The 12,902-nt window shown below is 34.2% G+C and carries 15 protein-coding genes and 1 pseudogene; 4 read left to right on the top strand and 12 right to left on the bottom strand.

Annotated features, from left to right (window positions below; translation table 11 throughout):
* Nucleotides 1-379: 379 nt before the first annotated feature.
* The 5 genes from ACOZIR_RS05875 to ACOZIR_RS05855 all read right to left on the bottom strand — a co-directional run bounded on the left by ACOZIR_RS05875 (nt 380) and on the right by ACOZIR_RS05855 (nt 2,897).
* Entirely contained in the window at nt 380-547 is a 168-nt protein-coding gene (locus ACOZIR_RS05875; protein WP_169746677.1) for a hypothetical protein, read from the bottom strand.
* Nucleotides 548-744: 197 nt separating this feature from the next.
* On the bottom strand, nt 745-1,128 hold the full coding sequence (locus ACOZIR_RS05870) for a hypothetical protein (protein WP_045293457.1): 384 nt from the start codon (nt 1,126-1,128) through the stop codon (nt 745-747).
* Nucleotides 1,129-1,458: 330 nt separating this feature from the next.
* On the bottom strand, nt 1,459-1,605 hold the full coding sequence (locus ACOZIR_RS05865) for a hypothetical protein (RefSeq protein WP_165351634.1): 147 nt from the start codon (nt 1,603-1,605) through the stop codon (nt 1,459-1,461).
* Nucleotides 1,606-1,648: 43 nt separating this feature from the next.
* Nucleotides 1,649-2,569: a CPBP family intramembrane glutamic endopeptidase gene (locus ACOZIR_RS05860; RefSeq protein WP_328120491.1), complete on the bottom strand. Its 921-nt coding sequence runs from the start codon at nt 2,567-2,569 to the stop codon at nt 1,649-1,651.
* Between the two features lie 169 nt (nt 2,570-2,738).
* Nucleotides 2,739-2,897, bottom strand: a complete 159-nt coding sequence (locus ACOZIR_RS05855; protein WP_169746676.1) for a hypothetical protein — start codon at nt 2,895-2,897, stop codon at nt 2,739-2,741.
* 553 nt (nt 2,898-3,450) lie between these two features.
* Here ACOZIR_RS05855 and ACOZIR_RS05850 point away from each other — a divergent pair.
* Both ACOZIR_RS05850 and ACOZIR_RS05845 read left to right on the top strand, forming a co-directional pair.
* On the top strand, nt 3,451-4,164 hold the full coding sequence (locus ACOZIR_RS05850) for a hypothetical protein (RefSeq protein ID WP_045293454.1): 714 nt from the start codon (nt 3,451-3,453) through the stop codon (nt 4,162-4,164).
* A 540-nt stretch (nt 4,165-4,704) separates the two neighbouring features.
* Nucleotides 4,705-5,289, top strand: a complete 585-nt coding sequence (locus tag ACOZIR_RS05845; protein WP_080890204.1) for a YitT family protein — start codon at nt 4,705-4,707, stop codon at nt 5,287-5,289.
* 199 nt (nt 5,290-5,488) lie between these two features.
* On the opposite strand, the gene ACOZIR_RS05840 is transcribed toward ACOZIR_RS05845, so the two are convergent.
* The 7 genes and pseudogenes from ACOZIR_RS05840 to ACOZIR_RS05810 all read right to left on the bottom strand — a co-directional run.
* Nucleotides 5,489-6,034, bottom strand: coding sequence for a CBO0543 family protein (locus tag ACOZIR_RS05840; protein ID WP_328120490.1), 546 nt, complete (start codon nt 6,032-6,034; stop codon nt 5,489-5,491).
* A gap of 404 nt (nt 6,035-6,438) precedes the next feature.
* Nucleotides 6,439-6,933, bottom strand: a complete 495-nt coding sequence (locus ACOZIR_RS05835) for a hypothetical protein (RefSeq protein ID WP_310878049.1) — start codon at nt 6,931-6,933, stop codon at nt 6,439-6,441.
* A 400-nt stretch (nt 6,934-7,333) separates the two neighbouring features.
* Nucleotides 7,334-7,738, bottom strand: a complete 405-nt coding sequence (locus ACOZIR_RS05830) for a hypothetical protein (RefSeq protein WP_045293449.1) — start codon at nt 7,736-7,738, stop codon at nt 7,334-7,336.
* Between the two features lie 393 nt (nt 7,739-8,131).
* Nucleotides 8,132-9,709 (bottom strand): FAD-dependent oxidoreductase, encoded by a 1,578-nt coding sequence (locus ACOZIR_RS05825; RefSeq protein WP_045293447.1) that lies wholly within the window; start codon nt 9,707-9,709, stop codon nt 8,132-8,134.
* A 222-nt stretch (nt 9,710-9,931) separates the two neighbouring features.
* Nucleotides 9,932-10,222, bottom strand: coding sequence for a spore coat protein (locus ACOZIR_RS05820; protein WP_045293445.1), 291 nt, complete (start codon nt 10,220-10,222; stop codon nt 9,932-9,934).
* Nucleotides 10,223-10,239: 17 nt separating this feature from the next.
* Complete coding sequence (locus ACOZIR_RS05815; protein ID WP_045293443.1) at nt 10,240-10,437, bottom strand: hypothetical protein; 198 nt, start codon at nt 10,435-10,437, stop codon at nt 10,240-10,242.
* A gap of 96 nt (nt 10,438-10,533) precedes the next feature.
* Nucleotides 10,534-10,731 (bottom strand): annotated as a pseudogene (locus ACOZIR_RS05810) (KGG domain-containing protein); the annotation flags it as partial.
* A 176-nt stretch (nt 10,732-10,907) separates the two neighbouring features.
* On the opposite strand from ACOZIR_RS05810, the gene ACOZIR_RS05805 reads away from it, so the two are divergent.
* Together ACOZIR_RS05805 and ACOZIR_RS05800 are read left to right on the top strand one after the other, a co-directional pair.
* Nucleotides 10,908-11,399 carry a general stress protein gene (locus tag ACOZIR_RS05805; protein ID WP_237758495.1) on the top strand — a complete coding sequence of 164 codons (492 nt, stop codon included), beginning with the start codon at nt 10,908-10,910 and terminating at the stop codon, nt 11,397-11,399.
* 412 nt (nt 11,400-11,811) lie between these two features.
* The gene (locus tag ACOZIR_RS05800; protein ID WP_045293440.1) at nt 11,812-12,645 is read left to right on the top strand and encodes an STAS domain-containing protein; all 834 of its coding nucleotides are present in this window, start codon (nt 11,812-11,814) and stop codon (nt 12,643-12,645) included.
* The last annotated feature ends 257 nt before the right edge of the window (nt 12,646-12,902 follow it).

Raw genomic sequence — 12,902 nt, 5'->3', positions numbered from 1 at the left:
TATTCAAAATAGACAAGTTTAATATAATAAAAATAATAGACAGAATATTTCATTAATATCTTTACTTTGTAAACGCTTTCGTTTATACTAAGTATAGGTTGGATGGCATGAGTGGCTGTCATAGTATTTAGCGTAGGCGGGGCTGATACGAGGGAACAGGGCATAGAAGAAATGTCCTTTTTTGTTTGGGCAACATTTCTTAGAAACTAGGAAATGTTATAAAATGCTTTCAAACGCTTTTTTCTACTTAGTATGCTCTATCCAGTCTGGAAATTGAAAAAGACCACCTCTCCCAGTCAAAAGAGGTAGCTTTTTTTTAAATTGAATTAAAAGTAGTCATTAGATAATGCTTTATTGCATCTTGAGTAAGTTGCTTAATTTAAGAAATGGTATTCATAGACAGCATATTCACCGCTTTTTCTAACAGTAAAATATCTTCTTCAACCATTCTTTTCATATCGTCGAGATCAAGTTTAATATATTCTTCTTTTAAACGTTCTAATTCCCTGACGAACAGGGATCCCGTATAGTACCTATAATTTGTCACTAATATTTATCCCCTTTGTGTGCTCTTACTATATGTAATTCCCCTTTATTTAGATAAACAACCAATAAAAGCAAGATTTATAAAAAACAATCTTTCCCTGATGTAGGCAAAGGATTTTTAACTTTATTAGAATAGGGAAAATACGTTATTAATGTAGCCAGATTTGTAGTTTCACATACATACAACGTTTTATCGTTCTACTTTGGTGTTAAATCAAATTTATCTTCTTTACCATTCCATTTTATTGTCACATGAAAAGGAGCGTTGCTGCTTTGAGTCGCACATCCACTGCAGCTCCCATTTAAATTAATTTTCCCTTCTGTCTCGTCATCCGCACCTGATAATTTGCTTATTTCCCCTTCAACAACGTAAGAAACTTTTCCTAATTTCTCCTTATCTTTTCCTTTATAGATGATACTGCCTTGCCCATTTTCAGTATTCTCGCCTTTATTTAAAAGATATAAAGCTTTCCAATGATCTCCTTCACCTTCGAAACGCACATTTTCTTCTTTGCTACCACAGCTACCTAATACTAATAAAAAAATAGATATAAGTCCTAAAAACAAAAACTTCCTTTTCAATTTAAATCCTCCTACACGGTAAAAAAGCACCCAAATATACTATCAGATGATTTTCTATTAGTATCTGTTCTTTTTTTCAAGTAATTTAATTAATCTATCATTTTGTTTCACTATCGTTCTTAGCTTAGCTTCTAACGAACATAAAGTGATAAAGACGGCTATAAATCCTATAATAAAAAAAACATATTAGCTGATATCCCCCATACATCATTTTATTTTAAAAATAATATCTATATAATAACATTTTTTCTATATTTTATATCTTAATTTGTATACATTCTTAGTTAAGGTACTGTAGGAATAAAAAAAGCAACCATAACGGTTGCTCTTTTAAAGTATTGTTTTTATAGCTAGATACACTGCAGCAATTGATGCAAGAACGATAAGTACATTTAAAATACGATGTTGAGTAGCTAAGTGGCCTCGCTTCATTTCTGCACGAGTCAACGGTTTCTTTTCATCGTGATTTCCACTCACTATGTTACATCTCCCATCTTATTTAGTTATTGGTTCCGCTAATTTAAGCAATAAGCTGATCTTTGTTAGCTGCTTCTTCCTTTTTTATCTTCCCTCTACATAAGATATAGAAAACACTAAAGGTGATAATCGACCAAATGAGATTAGGGCCTGGTTCGGTATTAGCTACCTTAAACAAACTTGGTATAGATCCGAAAACAGAATCGTCCGTTGTAAGGAACAGAGCTATAAACATATTATTGGCTGCATGTGCTCCAATCGTAATTTCTAAGCTTTTTGTTTTAATCGCGATATATGTAAGAGCAAAACCAGCTACAATATAATCTAGTCCCACCAATATAATGGATTTATTCATTTCAGGATTAGCAAAATGTCCTATAGAAAACATTAATCCAACGATAATCGCAAGTAAAATAGGGCGTTTCACTTTCTTGCTCACCCATTGGAGAAGAAGCCCCCTAAAGAACAGTTCCTCCGTTGTTGTTTGAATAGGCACTAGTAAAAGCGTGATCAGTACTAACAGGGCATACTCTTTTAAACTTACATGATTCCATGAATAATCCGAGTGGTTAAACACGACATCAATTAATTGTGAAACGATTAGTAAAAAACTAAAAGCTCCAAAAGACCATATTACTTTCTTCCAATTCACACGTTTGTTAGCAGTGATTAATGATTTCATTTTTCTTTTATGAATAAAACGAATTCCAATCCACAAACCAAAAATCCAACATATGTACACAATATGTGATAATAGAAAATCAAGATTAGCATTGATTCCTACAGCAACTCCACTATCGAAATCAAAGTATGACTTTCCACTTTCATCTGCTGCCACCATAACCATGTCAGCTATAATATAAATAATTGACCCTAGTACCATGAACGCAGAAGCTAGTATCGTGGTGCTTAAATAACGCTTCCAGCCATTTTTTCCTTCTTCCACATCTAGATAGTTCTTCATTTTATTCTTACTCCCTCAGCGTTCTTTTCTCAATCAAATATTTTTTCTCTATTTCGTTTTCGTCCAAACAATGTATAAACTTATTAGAACGAGAAACATCAACTTATTTATCGCTTGATTCTTCATACAGAATTCTCTCTTTTTCTCTTACGTAACTTCATAAAAACCGTTAAAAAACAGCTTTTTCTGAAAGAAGACTAGACAGCAAGTCCTCTTGAACCGTTATATGTTGCTCATATGCGCCCGCATACACATAATTTTGAAGAAAGTACTTACTGCTCAAGAATATATATCCTAAAACAACTAAAATAAATATTTTTTTCAACATTTTCCTCACCTTTTTATTCAAGCTTTTACCCTTATGGCTGTTACCACAACACCTAAGAGTTTATCCATAAACAACTTTTTTAGTTTTCAAATTAGCAACCAACTTATATAACACTATAAAACTGTATATAAGTTACAATAATATTACATTATTATTACAAATGTAACAACAATATTATAACTAAGAAAAATAGGATAATCAATATGGAGTGTCTAGTAAAACAGATAAAATTGCTAGATTCGTATCATGCATGTAAATAAATCCAAAACTTTTGGAAAAAGAGTGTTAGTTGGCCCGCAGGAATATTTAAAGAAACAGAAAAGCAAACTTCCTATCATTAGGAGCTTGCTTCGTTTATTTAAATCTTAAATAGAGTTTTTATAACCTTTTTCATCTCATTTAGTATGGAGATAATACATTTCCAGAAAATAATTAAGGTACGATATCCCCTTAATGAATGTGCCTTTTTAAGAAGTATCCATCCAAAGTATGGTTTCTCTTTTTCTTTTAAAGGGAACTAAACTCTAAAATTCAACCTTAAAAGGAGACAATCATGGTTACAATTGAATCAATTATAATAGGCATTGTATTTATCCTCATTCAACTATACGCATTAACGATTGTCGAACGTTCTCCAATCGGGGAGCAAAAGCTGCTCTCATTATCAGGTGGTGTTGCTATTGCTTATGTGTTTATTTATATCTTACCGACGCTTCATAAAAAACAAGAAGAGTTTGGAGGATCGCTGGCCCTTGATACTGAACTATATTTTCTTGGCCTTCTCGGCTTACTCGTCTATTTTTCCGTTTATTCATTCGCTCAGACAAAGGCAGCCTCACACCTAACGGAACTGACCGTTTATATGGTACAGGCGAGTTTTTTTATGGTTTATTCTTTTATCATTTCTTATGTTGTGTTCTCAACCGATGTCAAGCGAGTTGAATCACTATTCTATGGATTGGCGATCAGCCTTCACTTTATTGGGTGGTCCTACCATCTAGGAAAAAAACATCATCGTTTGCACAAAAACAGAGGTCGCTATATGCTTGCCGGGGCAACTTTTCTTGGATCAATCATGGGCGTCTTCGGGCCCTCATCCGGCCTGCTTATTGAGTCGATGATTGCATTTAGTTCAGGTGCAATGTTATTTAACGTTATCAGTAAAGAACTACCTTTTGAAAAACACGCGCACTTGCCAACCTTCTTAATCTCATCTCTTGTCTACGCCGCTACAATGATTTCGTTGAAAGCTTTTTTTGATTGGTAATTAAGTGGCAATAGTAGAGCAATAGATTTTTCGTCTAATACATTAAGTTTTCCAATTTCCCAACAGTTGTGATATAAAGATAGCCAATTTACTGAAATCAAGAAAGAAGGTATTTGAACATCTTGGTTGTATCTATGGGGACGTACTAGACTGGGTCTCTGACTCCCTAGAAATTTTTCTTCGTTGAAAGAAATAAAACAAGTTGATAACACTGACTTATGAAACTTACTTTTCTTTCTCCGAATTCCTCACTTAAACTTTACAGCCAAAAAGTTGTATGAACTTTATCACTTCGTAAATTATCTACGTTTAAAACAATCAGTAAAGGTCTAAACAGTTTAAAAATAAAAAGCCACTAATTAGGGATTTCTCCTCTAATTAGTGGCTTTTTATTTCATCCTAAGGAGTGGAGAGCTATTTTATGATGCTCTCACGGTGCCTTTCGTAGTTTGCTCAAGAGATAAATCTTTATTCATTTACATAAAAAGAAAAAAAATTCATAAGAGGTAGTAAAAACATATAAATATAGTAAGAGATAAATTGACTAAAAAGGTGATTATTATTTTCCAAAAAATACTGATTGTTTTTGTAGGAAGCTTATTATTAAGTATAGGAATTAATGGATTTTTAGTTCCTCATTATTTATTAGATGGAGGAACAATTGGAATTGCTCTCATCCTTCATTATTATTTTGAATTCCCTACAGGTGTAACGATAATTATTTTAGGTCTCCCACTATGTTGGTTTGCTTGGATTTATGAGCGTCATTATTTTTATAATAGTTTTTATGGGCTAATTATTTCTTCTTTATTGATTGATTGGCTAGAACCTATTAAAAACCAGTTCCAATTTTCTGTCTTTCCTAGTGTAATCTTTGGAGGGATATTTATTGGGACGGGGGTTGGTCTTATGCTTCGGTATGAGACAAGCACTGGAGGAACAGATTTACTAGCTCAACTACTATCAAAAGCTTTTTCTTTGAACATAGGGATGGTTATTTTAAGTATAGACGGTTTGATTATAACAGCAGCTCTTCCTTTATTAGGACCTAAAACGTTTCTTTTTTCATGTTCAACAATTTTTATAGGAGGAATGACTACTTCGTTAATTACTAAAAAAAAATAATTTGAATTATAAAATTAGTACATGCTATCCCCCGTTTTTAAGATGTCTTTATTTTCAAAAATAAAAAAAGACCATCTCTTCCCACTCCAAAGAGATAGTCTTTCTTTATAAGTAGAATTAACAATAGTCGTTAGCTGATGCTCTATGGCATGTTGAGTAGCTTGCCCTAATTATTGAACATTAGTCTTACTATTTCTACCTATAGTTTTTCAAACTTTCTTCTAGAAGCTATGTAAGATGCAGCTAAGTAAATAACAATTAGAATAGGAAAGGAATAAATGTACCTCCAGTGCAGCGGTTTATAAATACCAATCCAATGAAGTAGTGGAAGGCCAATAAAAGCAGCTACTGCTGAATAAATCAGTGCTTTGATTACAGGATTAATTTTAGGTTTTACTTGTATAAAAAACACCATGGAAATGGGTAATAAAAACAAGTCCCACGGCAAGTAGTTAGAAGTTAATGGAAATACTTCATATCGGTAATCCCACAGCCCTAAAAAGTCTCCAATCATATCAAGAAATGAAGAAAAGATAGCTACAAAGAGACCGGTATATACTAAACGATCCGTGCTTTCTTTTTTTCTGAATTTTATCCAAATCCCAATCAATAGCAGTATAAGTGCTACTCCTAGCCACCATCTCCAACTAAATAATGTGTAGTCTAACCAAATATGAAGTTTTTCATCATTCAGCTCTTTCTGCTTTTCAAAATAGGTATCATAAATGGATTCTTTATCTTTCATTCATTTTTCCTTTCAACATTATGTAATACCTTAAATATTTGCAATATGCCCAGATAATATGTATTTTAACGTGTTGATTCTGATAAAATTCATTACAGAAGATCGCTTTCAATATGCCAGTATACATAAAAAAACAAGAACAGCTACTGAATAAAGTCAGCAGCTGTTCTTGATAAATGCTATTTCCCAATGGAAGCTTTATGGCGTCTTATATAGTTTAAAAGGAGTAAGAAATAGTCATCTGCATAAAAAGTGAAGCGTATGAAATACTAAGATATCAAGAATACGGAGAATTACGAAAACCCCCATGACCTTTGGCTTCATGGAGGTTCACTACATTAAAAGAGCAAAAAAGTATATGAAATTGCTTTAATTAAAAATTCCCAAATGCGTGCTCTCTAAGATTACAATTGAATTTGATTTTGTTGTTCATGCGAATGTTGGTTTTGTTGGTTTTGTTGATTTTGGCTTCCGGATGCTTGAAAACCTTGTGATCCAAACGGTTGTTGAGCTTGTTGGACAGCTTGGTTCATCTTCTGCATAGTCTGATTCGCTTGGATACCTTGAAGAGCCTGATTCATTGATTGAATTGCCTGTTGAATATTTTGTTGAATTTGTTGATCTGTTTGCTGCATCTGCTGCTGAGCCTGAGAACTAAATGATTGCATTTGCTGCATTAAAGAGTTAGAGCCTTGGCTGCTTTGAGAATTCTGTTGTGATCCCTGCTGAGACATTTGCTGAATGTTTTGCAGTTGAGACAAGTTTTGGCTTAATTGCGAAATTTCTTGGCGAATGCTCCCCAATTCTTGTCCTAGCTCAACATCTGTAATTTTAGTTCCAAGTAACTGAGCCTCTTTTTGTTTTTGTTGCTGATCTTGCTGTTGATTATTTTGAGTCATGTAAAACCCTCCTTAAAATAGATAAAACGTACTTCTTTATACTTTTCCAATTCTTCTCGAAACATACATAGTAATTAACAAAGAAAGTTAACTCATTTTTCTCTACTAGTAGCTATGAAAGCAAGAGCGTATAAAAACAGGATTTACGGAAAACTTAAAATTATGGAATTGTTTCAATTCTAACTCTTTAATAGATACTAACGTTCATCTTTCAAGAAAAGAAAGACTTCAATGGTAATGAGGTCTTTTTTTATTACTTTTCAGCATGATTACACTCAAAACCTACAGGCCAAATACTCAATTCCTGTAAAAATAGGGGTTCTAATCAAAAAGTAAATTTAAACCCCTATTTTACAAAAATCACTACACCTTCACCTGCAAATTTGCAGGTAATTCATTATTAAATTTGTTGATTTTGGTTCGACGATTGTTGTTGATTTTGTTGCTGTTGACCTTGCTGAATAGCTTGATTCATTTGCTGCATAACTTGATTAGCTTGAATGCCTTGAAGAGCTTGGTTCATAGATTGAATCGCTTGTTGAATATTTTGTTGAACTTGTTGGTCTGTTTGCTGCATCTGCTGTTGAGCCTGAGAGCTAAACATTTGCATCTGCTGCATTAATGGATTTGATGCTTGGCTTGTTTGAGCACCTTGTTGAGAATTTTGCAACTGAGAAAAATTTTGACTTAGCTGCGAAATTGCTTGATGAATGCTCCCCAGTTCTTGTCCTAATTCAGTATCAGTAATATTCCCTCCAAGAAGCTGAGCATCTTTTTGCTTATAACGTTGATTGTTTTTAGTCATTCTTAAAAACCTCCTTAAAATAGATAGAACGTACTTGTTTATAATTGTCTGTTCCTTGAAGAAAAATGTTTGGGAAAAATGAACAATTTTTTGTTCACAGGCTTTTTATTATAACTGGCAGAAAAATGTTTATTTTGTATGAGTTTCTGCTGATTGTGAGGAATAAAAACATATAATAGATGTAAGTTAAAAATGGAAAAAAGCATGTCATATTTACTATATTATATAAGGAGTTAGATTATAGGGGAGTTACATACAAGAAATTATAGTTCATGGTTATCATGCATATAGGAAAGCAGTAAAAGAACCCTGCAGTACGGAATTTCAACTCCAACTGAGGGCTCGCGGTACTAGCTTGTCGATTTAAATAATTTTTATACAGGAAGAAAGTCTTTAATAGCCAGAATCCTCTGAGGTAAAATTATCGAGCATGGTGTAATCATATTTCTGCAGGGGCTTTTCCGCTGGACCTTCTATAACTTCTCCTGTATAAGAAAATCTAGATCCGTGGCAAGGGCAATCCCAGGACCGTTCTCCGCTGTTCCATTCGACTTCGCAGCCAATGTGAGTACAGGTTGTATCTACAATGTGGATTTTTCCTTCTTGATCTTTATAGGCTCCCTTTCGATGGCCTCTAACCGTGATTACCGCCCCTTCATCATTAGATAGATCTTCGGCTCTTACATCAGAGATTTCAAGTTTCCCTTTGATAAGATGGCTTACAACATCAGCATTTTCTACTAAAAAATTTTTCAAGCTGGGGTTTGCGTAAAAACGCGATGGCGAATACAAATGTTGGTAAGCGTTCTTTTTGCCTAGAATTATGTCTCTGAATAAGAGTGCCGCTGCTGTTCCATTTGTCATTCCCCATTTTCTATAACCAGTAGCGACGAGTATATTAGGTTGACTAGAGGTAAGTTCTCCAATGTAAGGAAGTTTATCAAGCGTGACTAAATCTTGTGCTGACCAGCGATACACAGTATTTTCTATGTCGAAAACTTGTTCACCAAAATTCTTTAGCGCTTTATAATGTTCCATTGTATCTTTTCCTTGACCGGTTTGATGGCTTTCTCCCGCCACAAGAATCATTTCCTCACCGTTAATGACTGCAGAGCGCAAGGAACGTGTCGGTTGATCAGCGCTAATATACATTCCACCTGGATAAGGTTCTTTGCCTTTAACAGCAAGGATATAGGAGCGGTCAGCGTGCATTCTGGCAGAATAAAGTCCCAGCCCTTCATAAAAAGGAAAATGCGAGCAAGAAAGAACGTAGCTGCCTGTAACACGTATACCTTCTCGTGTAAGAACTGTTTGCTTATCTCCAGATTCAATATTCACTGCCGTTGTATGTTCAAAAATAAGTCCGCCTTTTTGTTTAATAGCTTGAACGAGGTGAACTAGATATTTAATGGGATGGAACTGTGCCTGGTCTGTCATCACAAGGGCTTTTTTAATTTCTATGTTAAAAGGAATATGATCAACCAATTCACCATTAATATTAAGTTCTTTATAAGCTTCTGCCTCTTTTTCAAGTTTTGCAGCATACTCATCAGTAGTAGCATATATGTAGGCATCTTGCATGAGAAAATCACAATCAATTTGATGATCTTCAACTGTTTGCTTAATAAAGTTCAAGGCATCTGTATTAGCCTCATAGTATAACCTTGCCTTGCTTCTGCCAAAATTCCGAATAAACTCATCGTAGATCAAATCGTGCTGGGCAGTAACTTTTGCTGTCGTATGTCCCGTTGTGCCATTCAATAGTCTTCCTGCTTCTAAAACGGCTACCTTTAGACCTTCGTTGACTAAAAGATAAGCAGAAGTAAGGCCTGTAATCCCGCCTCCTACCACCACAACATCTACCTCTATGTCATTATCTAGAACAGGAAACTCCGGCAAATCAATAAAATCTCTCCAGTATGGTTCAGGCTCCTGCGGAAGCTGTTCTCCCTTGCGTTCATTATGAGTCACATTAAGACCTCCACTCAATATTTTAATAGTAGCGTTACTAGGATTTCCATTTATTGAGAGTTCATACTTAATGAGGAACACAGCCTTCGCTATGTGAACTTATATTATTTTATAACCTCCATTCAAAAAGTCTTGAGTCCCAAATCTTATACAAATAAAAAAGAGAGGGTCTATTTGAATTAGACTCTCTCTTTTTTATTTATATATCTACCAATATTGATTTTAACCTTTTGCTAATTCTAACGCTTTATTTGCCTTTTTTAAATCGTGATTTACTTGCTCTTCAACATCATAAGCATGATACATTTCATTATCAATCATATATTGAGCGATCTTTTCATGAAGCTCAATAGCTTCGTCTAATTGTTTTTTTAATACTTTGCGTACTTCTGGTGTTGCTGTTTCGGTAAGAGCTACAGCATATGTTCGCACACCGTTTTTCGCTGATAATAACAAATCAGTTGCAATAGCAAGATCGTCTAATGTTTTATTAAGCGTACTTTTAGCAGCCATTCCTAAATCCCTCCTGTTTATTGAGCTTTCTTTAAGATTTTTTTCAATTCATTAATTGCTTCAGTAGACGTTTGGACATCTTCTTCCAAAATCTTTTTTAATTTTTCGTCCTCTACCAATTCCAGCATTGCTGTGCCTTTTGTTACACACGACGTTTTAAGCGTTAAGATTTCATGAACTTCTAGCGTCTCGTGCATAGCTAATTTTTTTGTCATGTCTCAATTCCTCCTTATGATCGTATATATTTAAAGAGTTTAATCGTGTAATTTACCGCCTGCGCAGGCTGTTTTTCTAGCTTTTTAACTGTTCGAATTTTTATTGCTGGCTTTTCCGCCTTTTTCACCTATTTCTCTGAAAAACTCTTTGTTTTGATTCTTAGATGTGGCTTTTCCACCCTTTTCTCCAATCTCTTGGAAAAACTCTTTATCATGATTTTTAGACGTAGTTTCTCCACCTTTTCGTCCAGCTTCTTCTCTGCTCATTTTTTCATTTTCTTTATTTTTTGCCATGTTGAATTCCTCCTTAAATTTTTTTGGCTTGTCAACTATATTCCCAGCTCATTTCCATTTAAACAGAAATTATCTAATTTTTTAAATGTTTCAGAAAAATACTCTAGGGTATTACAAGTAGCATAAATGAATTCATTTATATAAACCATTTTCTATACTAGAAGGAGGAACTACTCATGACAAAAAATGTGATAGGCACATATGATAATGAAGAAGCGATCGTAACGGCTATTCAACATCTAAAAACACAAGGATTTCAAGAGAGTGACCTCTCTCTGGTTACCAGCAAAGATATCGATGAAGAGAACTATTTAGAAGTAGAAAACAAAGAAGGAATTGACATAAAGAAGATTGAAACCACGGATCAAATTCATCAAGATGAGTCGATTATGGATAAAATTAAGCATATGTTTTCGTCCGATCACCCTAAAGACACTCTTAGGGATAAAGCAAGAGTAGAAAAGCGTTTAATTAACTTAGGCGTTCCTCTTACAGAAGCAGGACCTTATGCAGATGATTTGCAAAAAGGAAAAGTATTGTTATTAGTAAGAACCAATAGAGAAACAAAAACAAACCCGTTCTTAGAAAATAGAGAAGATTCTCCTTTTGCGAAAGGTGACTCTGTTTATGATAAATCTTTATACGGCGAACATCGTGATCATAAATAGAATGTTCGCAAAAGGGAAGAAGTAAATAGGAAAACTTAAGTTTGTGAGCACACTAAGAACACAGGAATCGTAATTCCTTATATTCCTTTAAGTATATGTTTTAAAAAAAGCTACTCAAACGAGTAGCTTTTTTAAATAAAACGAACATCCACCAGTCCACTTAACATCAGCCTATGTTTTAATTTAAATGCTCTAGCATATTGATGAATCTCGTCTCAGCTATACATCGGCCTTGTTTATCTATAATGTTTTAATTGGGATGAAATTAACTTGTTTTATTTGATCGTTCCTTAAAAGAAATCTCTTCAGCATGAAGCCAGCTGTTAAAACCTACATACGTAAATAAGTGGAAGTTTTTCATATAAATAAACCGGGAAACGGAACGTTAGATAACAGTAAAGGAGAACATGTTATGCATGAAATGACAGAAAAACTACATGACTTTTTACTAGAACATATTGATGAAATGTCTCAAGAATGGCTAGACTCGCGGGAAGTAGAAAAGGATTCGATCTACACCGCTGATGCTTCCTCCGAAACAACCGAATATCTTCGAGTACAAAATCGATACTTTACTTGTAAAATTGTAAAAGTTCTTATAGGAGAGTCATTGGATACTCTTAGTGATTGGGCACAGGAAGTTGCCACAAAAAGGGCTCAGAGAGGCGATTCTCTGTATCATAGTATTCATCATTTTAAAAAGTTTCGTTTAATCTTTTTTAAACGGATTGAATCATTTTTTCACCTTCATTCATCTAGCATTACATGCGAAGAGCTTTTTTCATGGAATAAAATAGTGAATGAAGCATTTGATCGGATGATAGAACTTTTCACCCTTTATTATGGACAAGTTTCAGAAGCACAGTCTCAAGCTCAAAAAATGCTAATTTCTGAGCTTAGTACGCCTGTTATTAGCATTTCCGATACAGTGGGCGTGCTGCCTCTCATTGGTCAGGTTGATGATTATAAGAATAGTGATTTTGCGAAGAAAGTTATGCTGCAAGCAAAAGAACTTGATCTGTCTTGCTTAATTATTGACTTATCAGGTGCACCTTCGATTGATACTATGATGACCAATGAATTATTTCAAGTTATAAAGATGTTGGACCTACTTGGAATTGATACAACCATCACAGGTATCCGTCCGGAAATAGCCTTAACTGCCGTTCAATTAGGAATAGATATGAGCAAATTGAAAACTTATGGAAAGTTAAAAGATGCAGTAAATAAGCTTTTGCGTGAGTGATATTGAGTTAAAGTACTAAGCATTTTTTTATGTAGGTTATATCATAAATAGACGTACCCTTCCTAAAGGTGGAAATTAAGAAGGGCATCTATTTCTTTAGTGATGGCTTTAAAAATGTATTTGATTTATCTTCTACTGTGAGTTAGCTTTTAGGACTCCTAATATTGACAGGTAGAAATAAAAAAAGCAGTATTCGGTGCATTTCTTTTAAGCTAGTCATATTCATCATAATTCTCGCCAAAAAGAAGCCTTTGCTA

Source organism: Priestia sp. D3YE.R1 (genome assembly GCF_049199565.1).
Lineage (GTDB): Bacteria > Bacillota > Bacilli > Bacillales > Bacillaceae_H > Priestia > Priestia aryabhattai.
The sequence above is the reverse complement of the archived record's forward strand: the minus strand, read 5'-3'. Positions and strand labels throughout refer to the sequence as shown.

Coding starts and splice junctions, on each gene's coding strand:
- ACOZIR_RS05860 (WP_328120491.1), bottom strand. CDS start 2,569: ATGAAGAACTATCTAGATGTGGAAGAAGGAAAAAATGGCTGGAAGCGT.
- ACOZIR_RS05855 (WP_169746676.1), bottom strand. CDS start 2,897: ATGTTGAAAAAAATATTTATTTTAGTTGTTTTAGGATATATATTCTTG.
- ACOZIR_RS05850 (WP_045293454.1), top strand. CDS start 3,451: ATGGTTACAATTGAATCAATTATAATAGGCATTGTATTTATCCTCATT.
- ACOZIR_RS05840 (WP_328120490.1), bottom strand. CDS start 6,034: ATGAAAGATAAAGAATCCATTTATGATACCTATTTTGAAAAGCAGAAA.
- ACOZIR_RS05835 (WP_310878049.1), bottom strand. CDS start 6,933: ATGACTCAAAATAATCAACAGCAAGATCAGCAACAAAAACAAAAAGAG.
- ACOZIR_RS05830 (WP_045293449.1), bottom strand. CDS start 7,738: ATGACTAAAAACAATCAACGTTATAAGCAAAAAGATGCTCAGCTTCTT.
- ACOZIR_RS05820 (WP_045293445.1), bottom strand. CDS start 10,222: ATGGCTGCTAAAAGTACGCTTAATAAAACATTAGACGATCTTGCTATT.
- ACOZIR_RS05815 (WP_045293443.1), bottom strand. CDS start 10,437: ATGACAAAAAAATTAGCTATGCACGAGACGCTAGAAGTTCATGAAATC.
- ACOZIR_RS05805 (WP_237758495.1), top strand. CDS start 10,908: ATGACAAAAAATGTGATAGGCACATATGATAATGAAGAAGCGATCGTA.
- ACOZIR_RS05800 (WP_045293440.1), top strand. CDS start 11,812: ATGCATGAAATGACAGAAAAACTACATGACTTTTTACTAGAACATATT.